General features: G+C 74.2%; 16 protein-coding genes. 5 read left to right on the top strand and 11 right to left on the bottom strand.

Translation table 11 applies throughout. The features are described from left to right. Window positions 1–21: 21 nt before the first annotated feature. The 3 genes from AB0946_RS31740 to AB0946_RS31730 all read right to left on the bottom strand — a co-directional run bounded on the left by AB0946_RS31740 (window position 22) and on the right by AB0946_RS31730 (window position 2,841). A complete protein-coding gene (locus AB0946_RS31740; RefSeq protein WP_366764117.1) occupies window positions 22–816 on the bottom strand; it encodes an SDR family oxidoreductase in 795 nt (264 codons plus the stop codon). Window positions 817–866: 50 nt separating this feature from the next. Beyond that, window positions 867–1,691: an aldo/keto reductase gene (locus AB0946_RS31735; RefSeq protein ID WP_366764116.1), complete on the bottom strand. Its 825-nt coding sequence runs from the start codon at window positions 1,689–1,691 to the stop codon at window positions 867–869. Between the two features lie 196 nt (window positions 1,692–1,887). Next, on the bottom strand, window positions 1,888–2,841 hold the full coding sequence (locus tag AB0946_RS31730) for a chlorophyllase (RefSeq protein WP_366764115.1): 954 nt from the start codon (window positions 2,839–2,841) through the stop codon (window positions 1,888–1,890). Window positions 2,842–2,998: 157 nt separating this feature from the next. Between AB0946_RS31730 and AB0946_RS31725 the strand changes: the two genes are divergently transcribed. Then, window positions 2,999–3,601, top strand: a complete 603-nt coding sequence (locus AB0946_RS31725) for a TetR/AcrR family transcriptional regulator (RefSeq protein WP_366764114.1) — start codon at window positions 2,999–3,001, stop codon at window positions 3,599–3,601. Window positions 3,602–3,705: 104 nt separating this feature from the next. After that, complete coding sequence (locus AB0946_RS31720) at window positions 3,706–4,704, top strand: aldo/keto reductase family protein (RefSeq protein WP_366764113.1); 999 nt, start codon at window positions 3,706–3,708, stop codon at window positions 4,702–4,704. Window positions 4,705–4,730: 26 nt separating this feature from the next. Here AB0946_RS31720 and AB0946_RS31715 read toward each other — a convergent pair whose 3' ends face one another. Genes AB0946_RS31715 through AB0946_RS31700 form a run of 4 tightly spaced genes read right to left on the bottom strand, consistent with a single transcriptional unit; the run spans window position 4,731 to window position 9,583 of the window. Beyond that, a complete protein-coding gene (locus tag AB0946_RS31715; protein ID WP_366764112.1) occupies window positions 4,731–5,885 on the bottom strand; it encodes an XdhC/CoxI family protein in 1,155 nt (384 codons plus the stop codon). Then, window positions 5,878–8,016 carry a xanthine dehydrogenase family protein molybdopterin-binding subunit gene (locus AB0946_RS31710; RefSeq protein WP_366764111.1) on the bottom strand — a complete coding sequence of 713 codons (2,139 nt, stop codon included), beginning with the start codon at window positions 8,014–8,016 and terminating at the stop codon, window positions 5,878–5,880. The genes AB0946_RS31715 and AB0946_RS31710 overlap by 8 nt, the downstream gene beginning before the upstream one ends. Continuing rightward, on the bottom strand, window positions 8,013–9,005 hold the full coding sequence (locus tag AB0946_RS31705; protein ID WP_366764110.1) for a xanthine dehydrogenase family protein subunit M: 993 nt from the start codon (window positions 9,003–9,005) through the stop codon (window positions 8,013–8,015). The genes AB0946_RS31710 and AB0946_RS31705 overlap by 4 nt, the downstream gene beginning before the upstream one ends. Continuing rightward, window positions 9,002–9,583, bottom strand: a complete 582-nt coding sequence (locus AB0946_RS31700; protein ID WP_366764109.1) for a 2Fe-2S iron-sulfur cluster-binding protein — start codon at window positions 9,581–9,583, stop codon at window positions 9,002–9,004. The genes AB0946_RS31705 and AB0946_RS31700 overlap by 4 nt, the downstream gene beginning before the upstream one ends. A 279-nt stretch (window positions 9,584–9,862) precedes the next feature. Between AB0946_RS31700 and AB0946_RS31695 the strand changes: the two genes are divergently transcribed. Next, the gene (locus AB0946_RS31695; RefSeq protein WP_366764108.1) at window positions 9,863–10,441 is read left to right on the top strand and encodes a TetR/AcrR family transcriptional regulator; all 579 of its coding nucleotides are present in this window, start codon (window positions 9,863–9,865) and stop codon (window positions 10,439–10,441) included. A gap of 35 nt (window positions 10,442–10,476) precedes the next feature. Next, window positions 10,477–11,001, top strand: coding sequence for a hypothetical protein (locus AB0946_RS31690; RefSeq protein ID WP_366764107.1), 525 nt, complete (start codon window positions 10,477–10,479; stop codon window positions 10,999–11,001). 43 nt (window positions 11,002–11,044) lie between these two features. Here AB0946_RS31690 and AB0946_RS31685 read toward each other — a convergent pair whose 3' ends face one another. From AB0946_RS31685 to AB0946_RS31670, 4 genes are all read right to left on the bottom strand, one after another. Then, window positions 11,045–13,927, bottom strand: coding sequence for an FAD-binding and (Fe-S)-binding domain-containing protein (locus AB0946_RS31685; RefSeq protein WP_366764106.1), 2,883 nt, complete (start codon window positions 13,925–13,927; stop codon window positions 11,045–11,047). A gap of 16 nt (window positions 13,928–13,943) precedes the next feature. Next, a complete protein-coding gene (locus AB0946_RS31680) occupies window positions 13,944–15,110 on the bottom strand; it encodes an anhydro-N-acetylmuramic acid kinase (protein ID WP_366764213.1) in 1,167 nt (388 codons plus the stop codon). Between the two features lie 170 nt (window positions 15,111–15,280). Continuing rightward, a complete protein-coding gene (locus AB0946_RS31675) occupies window positions 15,281–16,852 on the bottom strand; it encodes a sodium:solute symporter (RefSeq protein WP_366764105.1) in 1,572 nt (523 codons plus the stop codon). Window positions 16,853–16,860: 8 nt separating this feature from the next. Continuing rightward, on the bottom strand, window positions 16,861–17,862 hold the full coding sequence (locus tag AB0946_RS31670) for a BadF/BadG/BcrA/BcrD ATPase family protein (protein WP_366764104.1): 1,002 nt from the start codon (window positions 17,860–17,862) through the stop codon (window positions 16,861–16,863). Window positions 17,863–18,087: 225 nt separating this feature from the next. Here AB0946_RS31670 and AB0946_RS31665 point away from each other — a divergent pair, with 225 nt between their 5' ends. Continuing rightward, window positions 18,088–19,032, top strand: a complete 945-nt coding sequence (locus AB0946_RS31665) for a MurR/RpiR family transcriptional regulator (protein WP_366764103.1) — start codon at window positions 18,088–18,090, stop codon at window positions 19,030–19,032. Window positions 19,033–19,602 lie beyond the last annotated feature (570 nt).

Genomic DNA, 19,602 nt, shown 5'->3' with positions numbered 1-19,602 from the left:
CGTCATCGCCGTCGACAGGTGTCAGGGCAGGATGGAGTCCACGTAGCCGCCGTCGACCCGCAGCGCGCCTCCCGTGGTGGCGGAGGCGTGCGGCGAGCTGAGGTAGACGACCATGTTGGCGATCTCCTCGGGCTCGATGAGCCGCTGGATCAGGGACTGCGGCCGGTACTTGACCATGAACTCGCGCTGCGCGTCGTCCCAGCCCAGCTCGTCCCCGACGAGCTGCCGGACGAAGTCCTCGACGCCGCCGGTGTGCGTGGGCCCGGCGATCACGGAGTTGACGGTGACACCGCTGCCGGTGGCCTCCTTGGCGAAACCGCGGCTGACCGCCAGCAGGGACGTCTTCGTCATGCCGTAGTGGATCATCTCCGCCGGGATCACCACGGCGGAGTCGCTCGCGACGTTCACGATGCGGCCCCAGCCGCGTTCCCGCATGCCGGGCAGGCAGGCGCGGATCAGCCGGACCGCGGACAGCACGTTGACCTCGAAGTAGCGGACCCACTCGGCGTCCTCGATCTCCAGCGGCGGGGCGGCGCCGAAGATCCCGAGGTTGTTGACGAGGATGTCGATCCGGGGCACGGCGTCGAGCACGGCCCGGGCGCCGTCCGCGGTCGCCAGATCGCCGGCCGCGCCCACGACGTCAGCCGCGCCGGACTCGGCACGGACCTCCTGCACGGCCTTCTCGACGGTCTCACCGCGACGGCCGTTGACGACCACCCGCGCGCCGGCGCGGGCGAGACCGACGGCGATGGCCTGGCCGATGCCCTGGGTGGAGCCGGTGACCAACGCGGTCCGGCCGGTCAGGTCGATGTGCATGGCGAACCTCCTCGACGATTACGGGGGTTGGGGGCGGGGTGGTACGGCGCTCAGTTGAACGTGTCGGGGTCCGGACCGGTCCGCAGGCCACGGTCCAGCGCGGCCAGGCTCCGCAGGTCCTCGTCGGTCAGCTCGAAGCCGAAGACGTCCAGGTTCTGCCGGATGCGCTCGGGCGTCACCGACTTGGGGATCACGATGTTGCCGATCTGGAGGTGCCAGCGCAGCACGACCTGCGCGGGGGTCACGCCGTACCTCGCGGCGAGGTCCGCCACCGCCTGGTCGCCGAGGACCGCACCCTGCGCGAGCGGGCTCCACGCCTCCGTGGCGATGCCGTGCCGCTCGTGGAAGGCGCGCAGTTCCTCCTGCTGGAGGCCGGGGTGCAGCTCGACCTGGTTGACCGAGGGGGTGACGCCGGAGTTCTCCATCAGCCGCTCCAGGTGGGCCACCTGGAAGTTGGAGACGCCGATGGCACGGGTGCGGCCCTCGCCGAGGATCTTCTCGAAGGCCCGCCAGGTGTCGAGGTAGAGGTCGCGGGCCGGGGTGGGCCAGTGGATGAGGTAGAGGTCGACGTAGTCCAGGCCGAGCTTGTCGAGGGAGGCGTCGAAGGCCGCGAGGGTCGCGTCGTAACCCTGGTCCTCGTTCCACAGCTTGGTGGTGACGAACAGTTCCTCGCGCGCGATGCCGGACTCCGCGATGGCCCGGCCGACGCCACGCTCGTTGCCGTAGACGGCGGCCGTGTCGATGCTGCGGTACCCGGCCTGGAGCGCGGTGGTGACCGCCGCGGTGGTCTCGTCGTCGGGGACCTGGAAGACACCGAAGCCGAGCTGAGGCATCTCGATGCCGTTGTTCAGCGTCACGTTCGGGGTCGGGTTCATGGCTGTGCCGTCCTTCCGGGAGTGCGCCGCTCGCCGGGTGCGAGGGCGTCCCGTCTGGGTACCCCTCGTCGCACCGTCCGAGGCGACCGTTGTACGTTCCAGGCGTGGGCGATCAATGCGTGCACGCCTTACGGTCGTCGACAATAGTTGCAGGCGCGGTATACGCGCAAACGCAAGCAGTCTCGGAAGTGCGCGTCTACTTGGACTCCACCCGCCCGAACGCCTCCGGGCCGGTCGTCAGCGCGTCCCGCGCGTCCTGCCACGCGCTGTCGCCCGGGCGGAACGCGCTGCGCAGGTAGGCGGAGGTCAGCCGGGCGAGCGCGGCGACCCGGCCGGGGTGCTCGTCCGTCGTCTCGGCGGCGTCGTACCCGGCGATCCCGCCCAGCCCGTGCTCCGCGTCGAACAGGGTGAGCAGGGTCTTGGGGGCCGGGGCCAGGTGGAACGGGTCGGCGTGCCAGGCCGGGCCCATGTCCGTGAAGTGCCGCGAGTCGTCCTTGTCGCCGGCGACGACCAGCGCGGGCGTGGTCATGGTCGAGAAGTCGAGGGTCCTGAAGGCCGGCAGCCGTTCCGCCATGGGGTCGTTCAGGGCGTCACCACCCCGGCCGGGTGCGGCCAGCAGCACGCCCTGCTTGATCCGGGGCTCGAAGAGGCCCACCTCGCGGCCGTCGTCGGGGCCGGTGAGCCGGGCGCCCAGCAGGAGGCTCGCGGTGAAGCCGCCGAGCGAGTGTCCGGCCACGGCGACGCTGTCGTGGTCCAGGCGCCCGGCGAGTCCCGGTACGGCGTCCTCGATCACGTCGAGACGGTCGAGGACATGGGTCATGTCCTCGGCGCGGGAACGCAGGAAGAAGGGCGCTCCGGGAGCGTCCGCGAGCAGGGGGGCGAGCGTCGCGGAGCTGAGGTGGGTGGGCTGGACGACGGCGAAGCCGGAGGCGGCCCAGAGATGGGCGAGCGGCGCGTAACCGTTGAGGGAGGACAGGTTGTTCGAACTGCCGTGTCCGTGGGAGAGCAGGACGACGGGCAGGCCGGTCCCGGTCGCCGGTGCGGTGACGCGCAGCTGGAGGTCGACGGGGCGTCCGGGCACGGTCAGCACCACCGGGCCGTAGGAGAGCACGGGGGCCGGCGGGGTGACGGTGGAGGTCGGTGCGGTCATGGGTGCGGCCTTCTTCCTCGGGTCCGGCATCGGCCGGAAGGAAACGGAACGTTGTTCCGCTTGGGTGACGGCTACGATACGGAACAACGTTCCGCTTCACAAGCGCATACGGAACATTGCTCCGCTTATTGGCGGCGAGAGGCGAGGAGACGAAGCGGTGTCCACTTCAGGCCAGACCGGACCGGCGCCGGGCCCGGGCAAGCGGGCCGACGCGGTGCGCAACCAGCAGAAGCTGCTGGCCGCCGCCGCCGAGGTGTTCGTGACCTCCGGCGTCGACGCACCGATCCGCGAGATCGCGGCCAGGGCGGGCGTCGGGATGGGGACGATCTACCGGCACTTCCCGACCCGGGCCGATCTCGTCGTCGCCGTCTTCCGCCACCAGGTCGAGGAGTGCGCCGAAGCGGGCCCGCGCCTGCTGGCCGACGCCGACTCGCCGCTCGCGGCGCTGCGTCGGTGGATCGACCTCTTCGTCGACTTCCTGGTCACCAAGCACGGGCTCGCCGGCACCCCGCAACCGGACAGCAGCGGCTTCGCCGCGCTCCACACCTACTTCCTCGACCGCCTGCTGCCCGTCGCCGAGCACCTGCTCGACGCGGCGGCCGAGGCGGGGGAGATCCGGCCCGGCATCCAGCCGTACGAACTGATGCGCGGCATCGGCAACCTCTGCGTCGGCGCCGACAACGACCCCCGCTACGACCCCCGCAGGATGGTCGCCCTGCTCCTCCAGGGACTCCAGGCACCGCCGTCGGAGCGGGGCTGACCGCCGAAGTCGCGGCGGGCCCCGGCCCGGCGTGATCCTGGACCGGGCGCCCCTGCCCCCGCCCACCGAGAACCACCGGAAGACAACGAGAGCGAGGAGCACCCATGCGGTACCGCAAGCTCGGCAGTTCGGACCTGGACGTCTCGGAGATCTCCCTCGGGTCCTGGCTCACCTACTCCGGCGGCATCGAGGCGGACGCGACCCGCGCCTGCACCGAGGCGGCGTTCGACGCCGGCATCAACTTCTTCGACACCGCCAACGTCTACGGCCGGGGAGCCGCCGAGACCGCGTGGGGCGAGATCCTCTCCGCCCACCCCCGCGACTCCTACGTCCTGGCCACCAAGGTCTACTTCCCGATGTCGGACGACCCGGCCGACCAGGGCCTGTCCCCGGCGCAGATCGCCCGGCAGATCGACGCCTCCCTCACCCGGCTCGGAACCGATTACGTCGACCTGTACCAGGCACACCGCTTCGACCCCACCGTGCCGGTCGAGGACACCGTCGAGGCGTTCCGGAAGGTCGTCGAGCAGGGCAAGGCCCGCTACATCGGATTCAGCGAGTGGACCCCCGAACAGATCCAGGCCGCGATCGACGTCGCCGGACCCGGCCTGTTCGTCTCCTCCCAGCCGCAGTACTCCATGCTCTGGCAGGCCCCCGAGGCCGAGGTCTTCGAACTCTGCGCCGCCCACGGCATCTCGCAGATCGTGTGGTCCCCGCTCGCCCAGGGCGTGCTCACCGGGAAGTACAAGCCCGGGCGGCCCGTACCGGAAGGCAGCCGCTTCGCCTCCGCCGACATGGCCGTCTCGAAGGACCTCGTCTACAGCGACGCCACCCTGGAAGCGGTCCAGCGGCTGGTCCCGATCGCCGAGGAGGCCGGGATGAGCATGGCCACGCTGGCGCTCGCCTGGGTCCTGCGCCGTGGTGAGGTCGCCTCCGCGATCACCGGCGCCTCCCGCCCCGAGCAGGTCCACGCCAATGCCGGCGCCTCCGGCGTGGACCTGTCCGACGACCTCCTGACCGCCGTCGACCGGGCGCTCGGCGACGTCCCCGTCACCGAACCGACCCTCGCCCCCGGCGCCCGGCCGGGCGTCGAGCACCGCTGACCGGCCGGGCACCGGGAGCGGGTCCGTCAGGCGACCGCCGCCCGTCCGCCGTCACTGTTCTCGTTCCCGCCCTCGCGGTGGATCGGCGTCTTGCCGCCGGTCAGCGGCGCTCCCGTTCCGCCGCGCCGGGCGGCGACGATCTCCGCCGTGATGGACAGGGCGGTCTCCTCCGGTGTGCGGGCGCCGAGGTCGAGGCCGATCGGCGAGCGCAGGCGGGACAGCTCCCGTTCGGTGAGGCCTTCCGCCCGCAGACGCCGGTCGCGGTCCTCGTGGGTGCGGCGCGAACCCATCGCCCCGACGAACGCGACCCGCATCCGCAGGGCCACCTTCAGCAGCGGCACGTCGAACTTCGCGTCGTGGGTGAGCACGCACAGGACCGTACGGGCGTCGGTCGTGGTGCTCCGCAGATAGCGGTGCGGCCAGTCGACGACCACCTCGTCGGCGTCCGGGAACCGGTCCGGCGTGGCGAAGACCGGGCGGGCGTCGCAGACGGTGACGTGGTAGCCGAGGAACTTTCCGGCCCGGGCGAGCGCCGACGCGAAGTCCACCGCGCCGAAGACGATCATGCGCGGGGGCGGCACGTTCGACTCGACCAGCAGCGTCACACCGCCAGGGCAGTTCGAGCCGTCCGCCGACAGCTCCACCGTGCCGGTGCGGCCCGCCTCCAGCAGGGCGCGGGCCTCGGCCGCCGCCACCCGGTCCAGCTCCGGGTGGCCGCCGAGACCGCCCTCCACCGTGCCGTCGGACCGGACCAGCAGGGCCCGCCCGAGGAGTTCGGCGGGGCCCCGGGCGACCCGGGCGAGGGCCGCCGGCTCGCCCTGCGCGGCGGCCGACAGCGCCGGCCGCAGGACGGTCCGTACGGGAGCGTCCCCGGCCACCGGCGTGACCAGCACCTCGATCGTCCCACCGCAGGTCAGTCCCACGGCGAAGGCGTCCTCGTCGCTGTAACCGAACCGTTCGGCCACGCTCTCCCCGGTCCGCAGCGCCTCGCGGCACAGGTCGTAGACCGCGCCCTCCACGCAGCCGCCGGAGACCGAGCCGATGACCGTGCCCGCGCTGTCGACGGCGAGGGCCGCGCCGGGACCGCGCGGCGCGCTGCCGCCGACCGCCACCACGGTGGCGACGGCGAACTCCCGGCCCTCCTCGGTCCAGCGGCGCAGCTCCTCGGCCAGGTCAAGCATCCGGCGCCCCCGCGGCGGCCGACAGCACCCGGTCGGGCCGGATGGGCAGGGCACGGTGGCGTACGCCGGTCGCGTGCCAGACCGCGTTGGCGACGGCCGCCGCGGCGCCGACGATGCCGACCTCCCCGATGCCCTTGATGCCGACCGGGTCGTCCGGGTCCGTGTCGTCGATCCAGTCGGCCTCGACGCGGGGCACGTCGGCGTGGGTGGCCACGTGGTAGCCGGCGAGGTCGGCGCCGACATGGCCGCCCGAGGCGCGGTCCCGGTGGGCCTCCTCGTGCAGGGCCATGGAGATGCCCCAGATCATGCCGCCCCGCAGCTGGTTGCGGGCGGTGAGCGGGTTGACGATCCGGCCCGCCGCGAAGATGCCGAGCATGCGCCGCACCCGCACCTCGCCGGTGCCGACGTCCACGGCGACCTCGGCGAACTGCGCGCCGAAGGAGTGCCGTTCGGCGGGCGGCAGGGCCGCGATGGCCGCGGCCGTGTCGGAGCGCACGGTGATCCCCTCCGACGGGATGTCGGCGCCGAGGGCCAGCCGTTCGCGCAGCTCACCGGCGGCGGTCCGGACCGCCCAGGCCCAGGAGCGGGTGCCCATCGAGCCGCCGGCGATCATCGCGGGGCCGAAGGCGCTGTCCCCGATGCGCACCTGGATCCGCTCCGGCGGCACCTGGAGGGCGTCCGCGGCGACCAGGGTGAGCGCGGTACGGGCGCCGGTGCCGATGTCGGCCGCGGAGATCCGCACGGTGAAGGTGCCGTCCGGGTGCGCGGTCGCGGCGGCGGTGGACGGCGCGGCGCCCGCCGGGAACGAGGCCGCGGCCGTACCGGTGCCGAGGAGCCAGCGGCCGTCGCGGCGCACCCCGGGGCGCGGGTCCCGGTCCGCCCAGCCGAACCGGCGCGCGCCCTCCCGGAAGCAGGCCGCCAGGTTGCGGCCGGCGAACGGCAGGCCCGACACCGGGCCCTTGTCCGGTTCGTTGCGCAGCCGCAGCTCGACCGGGTCGATCCCGCACTTCTCGGCGAGTTCGTCCAGCGCCGCCTCCAGCGCGAACGACCCGGGTGCCTCGCCCGGGGCGCGCATGAACGTCGGGGTCGGCACGTCGAGCCGTACGAGGCGGTTGGCGGTGTGGTGGGCCTCGGCGTCGTACATCACCCGCGCCACCCCGGCGCTCGCTTCGACGAACTCGTACACCGTGGAGGTGGCGCTGACGGAGCTGTGCTCCAGCGCGCGCAGCCGTCCGTCGGTGCCGGCGCCGAGCCGGACGCGCTGGGTGGTGGGGCTGCGGTAGCCCGCCAGCGAGAACATCTGGCGCCGGGTGAGGACCACCCGCACGGGCCGTTGCAGGACGGTCGCGGCCATCACGGCGGCGACCTGGTGGGCGCGGACGCCCTTGCTGCCGAAGCCGCCGCCGACGTGCTCGGAGCGCACCCGCACGGAGGCCGGGTCGAGCGAGAAGAGGTTCGAGAGTTCGCCGGCGACCCAGGTGACGCCCTGGTTGGAGTCGATCACCTCCAGCTGCCCGCCGTCCCAGCGGGCGGTCGCCGCGTGCGGCTCCATCGGGTTGTGGTGCTCTTCGGGGGTGGTGTACTCGGCGTCCACGACGACGGGCGAGGAGGCGAGGGCGGCGTCGAGGTCGCCCTTCTCCGTCACCGCCGGCATGTGGCCGTCCAGCGGGTACGCGTCCGGGTGCTCGCCGGCGAACTCGACGTCGTGCGGCTCCTGTTCGTAGTGCACGACGAGGGCCTCGGCGGCTTCCCGCGCCTGCTCGGAGGTCTCCGCGACGACCAGCGCCACCGGCCAGCCCCGGTGCGGCACCCGGTCGTGCTGGAAGACCGCGCAGGTCGGGTCGGGGCGCATGCCCAGCAGACCGGTGTAGTCGGTCTCCAGCCGCAGGGCGTTGCGGTGGTCCAGCACGGCCAGCACGCCCGGCATGGCGAGGACGGGCTCGGTGTCGAGGGAGCGGATCCGGCCACGGGCGACCGTGGACAGCACCAGCCAGCCGTGGGCGAGGCCGGCGAAGGGCACCTCGCCCGCGTAGCGGGCCGCTCCGGTGACCTTGTCCCGGCCCTCGACACGGGTGCGGCCGGTGCCGACGGCAGGCGCCTGCGCGGGTGTTCCGGTGGTGACGGCGGTCATCGTGCGGTCTCCTCGGCGAGTTCGGTCAGGACGGCCACCACGAGGTTGCGGACGAGGTCCACCTTGTACCCGTTGTGCGGCAGCGGCCGTGCCGCCGCCAGCTCGGCGTCCGCCGCGGCGGCGTAGGTTTCGGCGGTGGCCGGCGCGCCGGCCAGGACCCGCTCGGCAGCGGCGGCCCGCCACGGCCGGGAGGCCACGGCGCCGAGGGCCAGGCGCGCGTCCTGGACGACGCCGTCCCGGACGTCCAGCGCGGCGGCCAGGGAGCCGATGGCGAAGGCGTAGGAGGCGCGCTCGCGGACCTTGCGGTAGCGGGAGCGGGCGGCGACCGGGGCGGGCGGCAGCGTGACACCGGTGATCAGCGCGCCCGGCGGCAGGGCGGTCTCCCGGTGCGGGGTGTCCCCGACGGGCAGGTAGAAGTCGGCGAGCGGCAGCTGTCCCGGCCCGTCGGCCGTCTCGAACCGGACCACGGCGTCGAAGGCGGTCAGGGCGACGGCCATGTCCGAGGGGTGTACGGCCACGCAGTGGTCGGAGGCGCCCAGGATCGCGTGGTTGTGGTGCTCGCCCTCGATGGCGGGGCAACCGCTGCCGGGCACCCGCTTGTTGCAGGGCTGGGTGACGTCGGTGAAGTAGCCGCAGCGGGTGCGCTGGAGCAGGTTCCCGCCGACCGTGGCCATGTTGCGCAGCTGCCCGGAGGCACCGGCCAGCACCGCCTGGGCCAGCGCCGGGTAGCGGCGGCGGACCTCGGGGTGGGCGGCCAGGTCGCCGTTGGTGACGGTGGCGCCGATGCTCAGGCCGCCCTCCGGCGTGGCCGCGATCTCGTCCAGCGGGAGTTCGCGGATGTCGACGAGCCGCGCGGGCCGCTCGACACCGGTCTTCATCAGGTCGACGAGGTTGGTGCCGCCGCCGAGGTAGCGGGTGTCCGGATCGGCGCCGAGCAGGGCGACGGCCCCGGCGACGTCGTGCGCCCGCTGGTAGTCGAACTCCCTCATGCCACGGCCTCCTCGGCGCCCGTCGCGGCGTGCGCGCGGGCCTCGTCCGGGCCGGCCCCGGCCGCGCGGGCCACCGCGTCGACGATCGAGACGTACGCGGCGCAACGGCACAGGTTTCCGCTCATCCGCTCGCGGATCTCCTCGGCGGTCAGGGGTGGTGGCCCCGCTTCGGGGCGGACGTCCTCGGTGACGGCGCTCGGCCAGCCCGCCGCGTGTTCCTCGATCATCCCGATCGCCGAGCAGATCTGGCCCGGTGTGCAGTAGCCGCACTGGAAGCCGTCCAGGTCGAGGAACGCCTGCTGCACGGGGTGGAGACGGTCGCCGTCGGCCACGCCTTCGATGGTGGTGATCTCCCGGCCCTCGGCCGCCACGGCCAGTTGCAGACAGGCGACGGACCGGCGCCCGTCCAGCAGGACCGTACAGGCCCCGCACTGCCCCTGGTCGCAGCCCTTCTTGGTGCCGGTGAGATCGAGCCGCTCGCGCAGGGCGTCGAGCAGCGTGGTGCGGTGGTCGACGGGCAGTGTGTACTTCTCGCCGTTGATCTTCAGGGTGATGACACTGGACGTCGATGAGGCCATTGGCTGCTTCTTTCGCGTTTCCAGAAGTGGGGGGCCGGCTGCCGGGGGTGGCCGGCGCGGGGCGTGTGTCAATGCGGTGCGTGCCGTGCGTGCGTGCCGTGCGGTGCGTGCGGGACGGGCGGGGCGAAGGTGCGGGTTCGAGGGGCGACCGGCGACTGCCGGGGGGCCGCCCCAGCCGCTATGGTGAAGCTAAACGGATAACTGTCCGGTCACAGGAAACGTAACGGACACTTGTCCGCTTAGCAAGGGCGAGGTTCGGCCACGCCGTGAGGAGGACGAGTGCCGCAGCAGAAGGACTCACCCCGGCGCTCGGACGCACAGCGCAACCGCGAGCGCATCCTTCAGGTGGCGCTCACCGAGCTGTCGCGCTGCGCCGACGCCCCGCTGAGCGTGATCGCCAAGAAGGCCGGGGTCGGGCAGGGCACCTTCTACCGCAACTTCCCCAACCGCGAGTCACTCGTCCTGGAGATCTACCGCCACGAGATGCGGCAGGTCGCGGAGAGCGCGGAAGACCTGCTCGCCGGCCGGCCACCCGACGAGGCCCTGCGCGCCTGGATGGACCGGCTCGCCGGGTTCGCCATGGCCAAGGCCGGGCTGGCCGACGCGATACGGCAGGTCACCGGCGCGCCGGGCGGCCCCGCCAAGCCGTCCCCCACCCCGGTGGCCCGCGCGGCGGAGCTCCTGCTCCGCGCCAACGAGGAAGCGGGCACCATCCGGCCCGGAGTCACCTCGGACGACTTCTTCCTCGCCATAGCGGGCCTGTGGCAACTCGACCCCCACGACGACTGGCAGCCCCGCGCCGCCCGCCTCCTCGACCTGGTCATGGACGGACTGCGCGGCGGGGCACGCGGGGAATGAGGCACGCGCGCGGTCACCGGAGGACGTCGGTCCCTGTGCGGTTCCCCGCACGTGCCGGTGCTCTGTCGGCTCTGGTGCTGATCGCCCTGTCCGGCTGCTCTACCCCCTGGGGATGCACCGACACGACCGCGGAGCGCGGTGAGGCCGGTGTCAGGGTGGGGGTCGAGGACGCGTCCGGGCGGCCCCTCGGCGTCACCGCGGAGGTCGTCGACTGGCGCCTGGAGCCCCATCCGCAGGTGCCCGAAGAAGGTGACCAGGTCCACTTCCGCTTCCGCTTCGACGGCGCCGACGAGGGATCCGGCCCCGCGGTGGACGCCTGCGCGGTCGATGGGGAGCGCGTGGCGCTGGGGTGCCGGACGGTCCGCTCGGCCGAGGCGTTCGGCCCGGACGGTGCCCACACCGGCGACGACTGGCTCGCCGTCGAGCACCCTGAGCGGGTCGCCGGGGTCCTGCTGATCCCCAACGACCAGTCCTACGGCAGACGCACCTGCGAGCAGGACGTCAAGGACGGCGGCGGACCGCACCCTCCGGAACCGGCAGGCGTGGGGGACCGGCTGTAAGCCGCGGTGCCACCGGGCCGGAGCCGGTCACGCCGTGCCCCCCTCAGGCCGTCGCCTCGTCGAGGAGTTCCAGCACGTGCCGGTAGGGCTGCCCCGTGGCCCGGGTCATGCCCAGCTCGCAGGTGCGGTTGCAGGAGGCGTACGCGTCGTACGTGCCCGCCTTCAGCTCGGCGGCCTGGGCGGCGACGGCCGACGCGGTGATCTCCGGGTGCAGCAGGCCCCGGTCCCCGGCGAACGCGCAGCAGCCCCAGCTGTCGGGGACCGTCACCTCGTCGCTCACCGCCGCGGCGACGGCGCGCAGGGCGGTCTCGATGCCCAGGTGCACCGTGGAGCAGGTCGGATGCAGGGCGAGGCGGCCCAGGCGCCGGGGCACGGGCAGGGCGGGGAGCAGGTGCTCGGCGGCGAAGACCACGCTGTCGACGAAGCGCAGCGCGGCGAAGCGGGCGCGGTCGGACTCCGGGAGGGCGTCGCGCAGTTGGTCCAGGCCGTGCGTGCAGGACGAGGCGTCGCACACCACCGGCAGCCGGCCGTGCCCGCTCGCCTCCCACAGCGCTTCCAGGGTGCGCGCGGCCATGGTGCCGTGCCCGGCGGTGTACCCCTTGGACTGCCAGGGGGTGCCGCAGCACAGCCCGTCCAGCCCGGAGGGCACGGTGACGGGGACCCCGGCCCGCGCACACAGCCGCAGGAAGGCCGCTGCCGCGCCGGCCGCCCCGCCGGGGCCTTCCTGCCCGCCGTCCGCCGGGGCGAAGAGACTGCCGATGCACGCGGCGAAGAACACCGCGCGGGCTCCGGCCGGCCGGCGGGGCGCGGGGCGGGCGGGGCCGCCGCGCGGGATGTCGTCGCTCCAGGCCGGTACCAGTTCGCCCGCCCCCAGCCGGCGCAGCGCGCCCGTGGCGGTACGCAGGACGGGGGAGGGGGCGGCGTGCGCCGTGTCCAGGGCGACCCGTACGGCCTTGACGGCGGTCCCCCAGTGCCGGGCCACCGTGTTCCCCGCGCGCTGCGCGACCGCACCGTGCCCCTCGGCGCGCAGGCGTTTCATCACCGCCCCGGTGTCGATGGTGACCGGGCACGCGGTGACGCAGAGACTGTCGGCCGCGCAGCTGTCGACGGCCGCGTAGCCGTAGTCCTCGGACAGCGCGCGCCGCCGCTCCTCGTCCCCCGCCGCCGCGGCCAGCGCGATCTCGCGCCGCAGGGCGATGCGCTGACGCGGTGTCGTGGTGACCTCGGCGGTGGGACACACCGGCTCGCAGTAGCCGCACTCGACGCACGCGTCGACGGCGGGGTCGACCTCCGGGATGCTCTTGAGGTTGCGCAGGTGCGCGCTCGCGTCGTCGTCCAGGAGCACACCCGGGTTGAGCACCCCGTGCGGGTCGCACAGCCGCTTCAGCTCGCGCATGACGTCGTACAGCTCGTCGCCGTACTGCCGGCGCACGAACGGCGCCATGGCCCGCCCGGTGCCGTGCTCGGCCTTCAGCGTGCCCCCGGCGTCCAGGACGAGGTCCACCATGGCGTCGGTGAACCGGGCGTAGCGCTCGACCTCGGCGGCGGAGTCGAAGTCCTGGGTCAGCATGAAATGGAGGTTGCCGTCGCGGGCGTGGCCGAAAATCACCGCGTCCTGGTAGCCGTACCGGTCGAAGAGCCCGGTCAGGCCCTCGCAGGTACGGGTCAGCCGCTCCATCGGCACCGCGATGTCCTCCAGCAGCGCGGTGGTGCCGGGGCGGCGCGCGCCCGCGACGGCGGTGTACAGGCCCTTGCGCAGGTGCCAGAGCCGGGCCCGCGCGCGGGGGTCGCCCACGAGCGCGGCGTCGTGGACGGCGGGCAGCCGGTCCAGGACCCGCCGGGCGTCCGCCACCCGCTCCGCCAGCAGCCCGGGGTCCTCCTCGGCGAACTCCACCAGCAGGGCCGCGTGCCGCTCCACGCGCAGGCCGCGCACCTCGTCGACGGGGTCGGGGGACTGCTGTGCCACCCGGAGCGACGCCGCGTCGAGGAGTTCGGCGGTGCGGGCCCCGGCGGTGAGCAGCGCGGGCAGGGCGTCGGTGGCCTCGGCGAGCCCGGGCAGCACCAGCAGACCGGTGGCGGTGTGCGGCAGCAGCGGGACGGTGCGGAAGACGGCCTCCCCGACGAAGCCGAGGGTGCCCTCGCTGCCGATCATCAGGTGGGCGAGGACGGCGGCCGGTTCGTCGTGGTCCAGGAACGAGTTGAGCCCGTAGCCCATGGTGTTCTTCATCGAGAACAGCCGCTCGACGGTGGCCCGGGACCGGGCCGAGCCGCGCACCCGGTCGCGCAGCCGCAGCAGGCCCGCGTGCAGTTCGGGTTCGCGGGCGCGCAGCGCCTCGTCGGCGTCGGGGAGCGCGGTGTCGACCACCGTGCCGGAGGGCAGCACGAACTGCAGGGACTCCATGGTCCGGTAGGCGTTGTCCCGGGTGCCGCAGTTCATGCCGCTGGAGTTGTTGGCGACCAGACCGCCGATGGTGCAGGCGGACTCGCTGGCCGGGTCGGGGCCGAGCCGGCGCCCGTACCGGGCGAGCCGCGCGTTCACCTGCCGCACGGTCAGCCCTGGCTGCACCCGCACGCGCAGCCCGTCGTCGAGGACCTCGGCGGCGCGCCACGCGCTGCGGACGTCCACGAGGATGCCGTCGCCGCCGGCCTGCCCCGCGAGGCTGGTGCCCCCCGAGCGGAGCGTGAGCGGCAGCCCGGCCGCGCGGGCGCCGGCCATCAGGGCACCCACCTCGGCCGCCGACACGGCCCGCACCACCGCGCGCGGGGTGAACAGGTACGGCGAGGCGTCGTGGGCGGCGGCGACCCTGCGGGGGACGTCGGTCGTGACCCTGGCCGGGTCGTCGACGCACGCGGACAGCAGCTCGGCCAGGCGGTCGGGCCGGTCCGGCGCGTACGCGGCGGCGGAGGGGGCGTCGGAGGGGCTCATGGGTCCTCGGGTGGGATCAGACGATCCGCAGCAGGTGCGGCGGCCGTGCGACGGGGGCGGGCAGGCGCAGCGGTGCCCGGCCGGGGGTGATGCTGCCGAGCAGGGTGGCCCTGGCGGCGCCGGTGGCGGAGGGGTGGGTGCCGGGCAGGCCGTGGACCGTGAGGAAGCCCAGGACGGCGAAGGCCAGGGCCTCCTTGGCGTCGGAGGGCAGCCCCAGGTCGTCGCTCCGGCGCACCGGCACGCCGGGCAGCTCCTCGCCGATCATGCGCATGAGCACCGGGTTGCGGGTGCCGCCGCCTGAGGCGACGAGCTGGGTGACCCCGCGAGCCCGGCAGGCGTCGGCCACGGTCACGGCGGTCAGCCGGGCCAGCGTGGCCAGCACGTCGTCGGTGGCGGGCGTCGGCACGGCGTCGAGCGCCCGCAGCAGGTACGGCAGGTGGAAGTGCTCCTTGCCGGTGGTCTTCGGCGCGGGCCTGCGGTAGTAGGGGTCCGCCAGCAGGAAGCGCAGGAGTTCGGGGCTGACGTTTCCGGCGGCGGCCCGGCGTCCGTCCGCGTCGTAGGCGGCGCCGTCGCCGGTGAAGTGCCGTACGGCCGCGTCGAGCAGGGCGTTGGCGGGGCCGGTGTCGAAGGCCAGCGGTTCGGCGCCGGGGGCGAGGACGGTGACGTTGGCGATGCCGCCGAGGTTCAGCGCCGCCGGGGTGCCGGGCAGGGCGCGCAGCAGCAGGGTGTCGGTCAGCCCGACCAGCGGGGCGCCCTGGCCGCCGGCGGCGACGTCCCTGCTGCGCAGGTCGGAGACGACGGGCAGCCCGGTCTCCTCGGCGATCCAGGCCGGCTGGCCGAGTTGCAGGGTGCCGCGCACGACGCCGTCCTCCACCCAGTGGTGCAGGGTCTGGCCGTGCGAGACCACCAGGTCCGCCGCATCCGCGCACAGCTCCCGCAGGGCGCGCGCCGCCGCTCCCGCGAAGGCCTGCCCGATGCCGCTGTCCAGCGCGCAGACGGCCTGCGTCGTCGTGGCGGCCGGCGGCAGCGTGGCGGCGATCAGGGCGCGCAGGTCCTCCGGGTAGGGCACGGAGAGATGGCCGAGGGGGCGCAGGCTCAGGGTGTCGCCGTCCAGGGTGAGGTCGGCGGCGGCCGCCTCGATGGCGTCGTACGACGTGCCGGACATCAGCCCGATCACCCGCATGGCGCCGTCGGGCCCGTCCCCCGCCCGCTCGGCGGACCACGTGCGCTGCGACTGGGACATGGTGCGTGCCTCCGGGGACGTGCGTGGAAGGAAGAGGGCGGGGGCGGGTGCGGTCCCCGCTCTCCGGCGGGGGGCGGCCGTGCCGGTCCGCCCCCCCCGCCGGGCGGGCGTCAGTCCTGGTGGACGGCCGCCGTGACCCGCCCCTCGTCCGGGCCCGGTCCGCCGTCGGCCGGCCGGGCCGCCTCGGGTTCGGGGGCGCGGTGGAACAAGCTCATCAGACCGCCGACGACCAGGGTGACCACCACGCCGATCGGGACCAGCCACTGCGCGGCGATGGCCGTCGGCACGGTGGCGCCGCCCACGGTCACGTCGATCTTCACCTCGCGCACGATGTACGTCATCACGCCGACCGTCACCAGGAACGCCACCACGGAGTCGGCCTCGCCCGCGCGCCGGACGATCCGGCCGAGCAGGAACGCGCCGAGCAGGGCGCCGTAGGTGTAGCCGGCGATGGTCAGGCCGGTCAGGTAGACGTTGCCCGTGCTGGTGCTGAACGCGCAGGCGAAGACCGCCATCAGCGCCGCCCACACCAGCGTCATCACCCGGGCGAGCTTCAGCAGGGACGCCTCGGACGGCGTCGTGCGGAAGAAGCTGTGGATGATGTCGGCGACGGTCGAGTTCGACATGGAGTTCAGCGCCGAGGACAGCGAGCCCATGGCGGCGCCGAGGATGCCGGCCACGAGCAGGCCGGAGACCACCACGGGCAGGCCGTGCAGGATGAAGTTCGGGTACAGGTTGTCGGAGCTGTTCAGGCCCAGCTCCTTGAAGCTCTTGCCGTCGTTGTACGACCACAGCAGCGCGCCCACGAGGGAGAACGCCGCGAACTGGAAGGTGACGAAGACGCCGGAGGCGATCATCGCCTTCTGGCCGTCGCGCAGGGAGCGGGTGGCCAGGATGCGCTGGACGATGAGCTGGTCGGAGCCGTGGCTGGCCATGGCGAAGATCGCGCCGCCGACGATCGCGGTGGGCAGCGCGAACGGGCTGGTCAGGATGTGCGCGAGGTTGAAGTCGGTGTCGAACAGCCGGAACTCGCCCGCGTGCAGGGCGCGCGAGAAGCCGGCACCGCCGACGTGCCCGGACAGGACGGCGATGGCGAGGACCGCACCGCCCAGGTAGAGGCCCATCTGGATGGCGTCGGTCCAGATGACCGCCTTGATGCCGCCGAGGTAGGTGTAGACGACGGTGATCACGGTGAGCACGATGATGATGACGCGGTAGCCGGCGTGCACCCCGAACTCGTCGAGCAGCAGCTTGATGGGGATCGCGGAGGCGAACAGCCGCACGCCCTCGGCGAGCAGGCGGGTGAAGACGAAGGTGACCGACGCCAGGCCCTGCAGTTTCGGTCCGAACCTGGTCCCGAGGTACTGGTAGGCGCTGACGAAGCCGCCCCGCTTGTACAGGGGGATGAGTACGGTGGCCACGACGACGCGGCCGATGACGTAGCCGAGGGCCAGTTCGACGTTGCCGAAGCCCTGTCCGCTGTAGGCGCCGCCGGGCACGCTGATGACGGTGAGCACGCTGGTCTCGGTCGCGACCACGGAGAACGAGACCGTCCACCACGGCATGCTGCCCTCGCCGACGAAGTAGTCCTTCGCCGTCTTCTGCCGGCCGGCCAGGCGCAGTCCGATCACGGCGATCGCCACCAGATAGACGACGATCACCACGAGGTCGAGTTGGCGCACGCTCTCTCCTAAGCAACGGCCGGCGGGGGGACCGGCGGGGTGGGGACGGGGGGGAGGGGGGCCGTCCGCCGGACGCGGACGACATGGGGTTCGTGCGGCCCGCGGGCGTCCAGGGCCAGCAGGCGCGCGCCGTCCAGCGGGTCGCCGAGCGGGCGCCGCGGCCGCAGGGGGCGCGGGGAACCGGCGAGCGCCGAGCGCAGCGGCCCGAGCAGGGGTTCACCGAGGCCGGTGAGCCCGCCGGTGACGGCGACGTCGAGGCCGTGCTCGCCGCCGATCCGGCGGGCCGCGGCGAGCACGGCCTCGCCGAGCGCGGTGGCGGCGTCCCGGACGATCGCCGAGGCCGTGGGGTCACCCGCCGCGGCCGTGCGCGCGACGTCCGGTGCGAAGGACGCGGCGGTACGGGCGGGGTTGCCGTCACGGCCCAGGGCCAGCGGCAGCCGGTCGGGGTCGCCGAAGCGCTCGGTCGCGGCGGGCAGCAGCGCGGTGTCCGGGCCGCGTCCGTCGTGGGCGCGCAGCGCGGCCCGCAGCCCGGCGGCGCCGATCCAGGCGCCGCTGCCCTCGTCGCCGAGCCAGGGACCCCAGCCGTCGACGCGGGCGTACGCGCCGTCGTCCCCGATGCCGATGGCCACCGCGCCGGTGCCGATCGCCAGCACGACGCCGGTACGGCCGCCCAGGGCGCCGGCGTGGGCGGTGACCGCGTCGCTGGTCACGGCCACCTCCTCGGCGGACAGGTCGCCCAGGAGCAGCCCGGCCAGGGCACGGGCCGCGTCCGGTGCGGCGGCGGCTCCCGCCGCGCCCACGCAGACGGCCGACGGCCGGACGGCCGGCTCCCGGGCCAGGAGGGGCCGGACGGCGGCGAGCACGGCAGCGCGGGCCGTCGTCACCCCGTCGTCGGTGGCGAGCCCGGGGGCGCCGGGCACCTCGTGGACGTCTCGGGCAGGGCCGGCGCCGTCCCACAGCACGGCACGGCAGCCGGTCTTGCCCAGGTCCACCGCGACTGCTGCTGTCATGCGGCCCGCCTTCGGGTGTCCAGGGATCCGTCACGTCGAGCGGTCACCAGTGGCCGGGAGGCCGGTGGCCGGCGCGGATCGCGGTGCAGCGAGTATCAGAAGGCGAACCTCCGGATGTCAATAAGTAACCTCGTGGAGTGAGTCCCGTAAATTTTTGACGTCGCTCGCGGGGCGTGGTTACTGTGGCGCCACCCAGTCGGGCGTTCACCCAGGAGGCAGCGGTCCATGGCCGGCCAGAAACCACCCCGCACCCCGGCCCGGCCGGCGGACGAGTCCCCCGCCGGGACCCTGGCGCGCATCCGCGCCGAACTGCCCGCCATGGCACCGTCCGAACGACGGGTGGCCGACGTCGTCCTGGCCGATCCCGCACAGGCGTCGGAGCTGTCCATCAGCGCGCTCGGCCGGCGGGCGGACACCTCCGTGGCCACGGTCATGCGCTTCTGCCGGACGATAGGCATCACCAACTACCCCCAGCTGCGCCTCGCCCTCGCCGCCGCGGCGGCCCGTGAACACGCTCTCGACGGCGAGCGCCCGATGCCGAGCACGGACATCAGCGCCACCGACACGCTGAGCGAGATCGTCGAGAAGATCGTCTACAACGAGGTGCGGGCCCTGGAGGACTCCGGGGCCGGGCTGGACATCGACGTCCTGGGCCGCGCGGTGGACGCGGTGGCGGGAGCGCGGCGGATCGACATCTTCGGCGTCGGCGCGAGCGCCTTCGTCGGCCAGGACCTGCACCAGAAGCTGCACCGCATCGGCCACATGGCGTTCATCTGGACCGACCGGCACGCGGCCCTCACCGCGACGGCGCTGCTCGGACCCGGCGACGTGGCCCTCGCGATATCCCACTCCGGGGAGACGGAGGACACCGTCGAGCCGCTCCAGGCCGCCGCCGCGCGCGGCGCGACCACCATCGCCCTCACCAACGTCCCCCGCTCCGCGCTCGCCCGCACCGCGGACCTCGTCCTGACGACCTGCGCCCGCGAGACGCCCTTCCGGTCCGGCGCGACCGTCAGCCGCATCGCCCAGCTCGCCGTCGTCGACTGCCTGTTCGTGGGCGTCGCCCAGCGCGGCTACGACGCCGCGACCGCGGCCCTCCACGAGACCTACGAGGCGGTCCGCCGCCGCAGCACCCCACATCCGGGACGCCGCGCGCAGACGACCGACTGACGCGGTGACCCTGCCGGGGGCTCCGCAGAGCGTCACAGCTCCGACCAGCCGCCGGTTCCGACCATCCGCCCCCGGCCGCGAGCCCTTGGCTCAGACCAACACCCCCGACTCCGACCAGCAGCACTCGCCCCGAGCCTTCGGCTCCGACCAGTAGCCCTCGGGCTTCCGGTTCAGCCCCGGAGCCCCCGGCTCCCGTCCCCACCGAGGAGTTTCCGCCCCCGACTTCGGCCACCAGCCCCCGCCGACAAGCCTCCGCCCCCGCCCCGAGCCGGCCCCTGCCCCCCGAGCCCCCGACTCCGACCACCAGCCCCCGCCCGTCGAGCCCCCCGAGCCCCGCCCCCGACCGTCGAGCCTCAGCCCCCGGCTCCGCTCACCAGCCCCCAGCTTCCCCGACCAGGAGCCCCCGCCCACGAGCCCCCGGGCATCGCCCCGGACCCCCACCCCCTCAGTCTTCGGCTCGCACCCGGAGCCCCCGCCCACGAGCCCCCGGACCCCCGCCCCCTCAGTCTTCGGCTCGCACCCGGAGCCCCCGGCTCCCACCAGCAGCCCCGCCCGGCGAGTTTCGGCTCG

This window comes from Streptomyces sp. NPDC046870 (assembly GCF_040704595.1).
Classification (GTDB): Bacteria; Actinomycetota; Actinomycetes; order Streptomycetales; family Streptomycetaceae; genus Streptomyces; species Streptomyces argyrophylli.
This window is presented reverse-complemented; position numbering and strand designations above follow the sequence as displayed.

What these genes read in the sequence shown, in the direction of transcription:
- AB0946_RS31700 (WP_366764109.1), bottom strand. Translation starts at nt 9,583, where the DNA reads ATGGCCTCATCGACGTCCAGTGTCATCACCCTGAAGATCAACGGCGAG.
- AB0946_RS31685 (WP_366764106.1), bottom strand. Translation starts at nt 13,927, where the DNA reads ATGAGCCCCTCCGACGCCCCCTCCGCCGCCGCGTACGCGCCGGACCGG.
- AB0946_RS31735 (WP_366764116.1), bottom strand. Translation starts at nt 1,691, where the DNA reads ATGAACCCGACCCCGAACGTGACGCTGAACAACGGCATCGAGATGCCT.
- AB0946_RS31720 (WP_366764113.1), top strand. Translation starts at nt 3,706, where the DNA reads ATGCGGTACCGCAAGCTCGGCAGTTCGGACCTGGACGTCTCGGAGATC.
- AB0946_RS31715 (WP_366764112.1), bottom strand. Translation starts at nt 5,885, where the DNA reads ATGCTTGACCTGGCCGAGGAGCTGCGCCGCTGGACCGAGGAGGGCCGG.
- AB0946_RS31680 (WP_366764213.1), bottom strand. Translation starts at nt 15,110, where the DNA reads ATGCGGGTGATCGGGCTGATGTCCGGCACGTCGTACGACGCCATCGAG.
- AB0946_RS31665 (WP_366764103.1), top strand. Translation starts at nt 18,088, where the DNA reads ATGGCCGGCCAGAAACCACCCCGCACCCCGGCCCGGCCGGCGGACGAG.
- AB0946_RS31705 (WP_366764110.1), bottom strand. Translation starts at nt 9,005, where the DNA reads ATGAGGGAGTTCGACTACCAGCGGGCGCACGACGTCGCCGGGGCCGTC.
- AB0946_RS31730 (WP_366764115.1), bottom strand. Translation starts at nt 2,841, where the DNA reads ATGACCGCACCGACCTCCACCGTCACCCCGCCGGCCCCCGTGCTCTCC.
- AB0946_RS31670 (WP_366764104.1), bottom strand. Translation starts at nt 17,862, where the DNA reads ATGACAGCAGCAGTCGCGGTGGACCTGGGCAAGACCGGCTGCCGTGCC.
- AB0946_RS31740 (WP_366764117.1), bottom strand. Translation starts at nt 816, where the DNA reads ATGCACATCGACCTGACCGGCCGGACCGCGTTGGTCACCGGCTCCACC.
- AB0946_RS31710 (WP_366764111.1), bottom strand. Translation starts at nt 8,016, where the DNA reads ATGACCGCCGTCACCACCGGAACACCCGCGCAGGCGCCTGCCGTCGGC.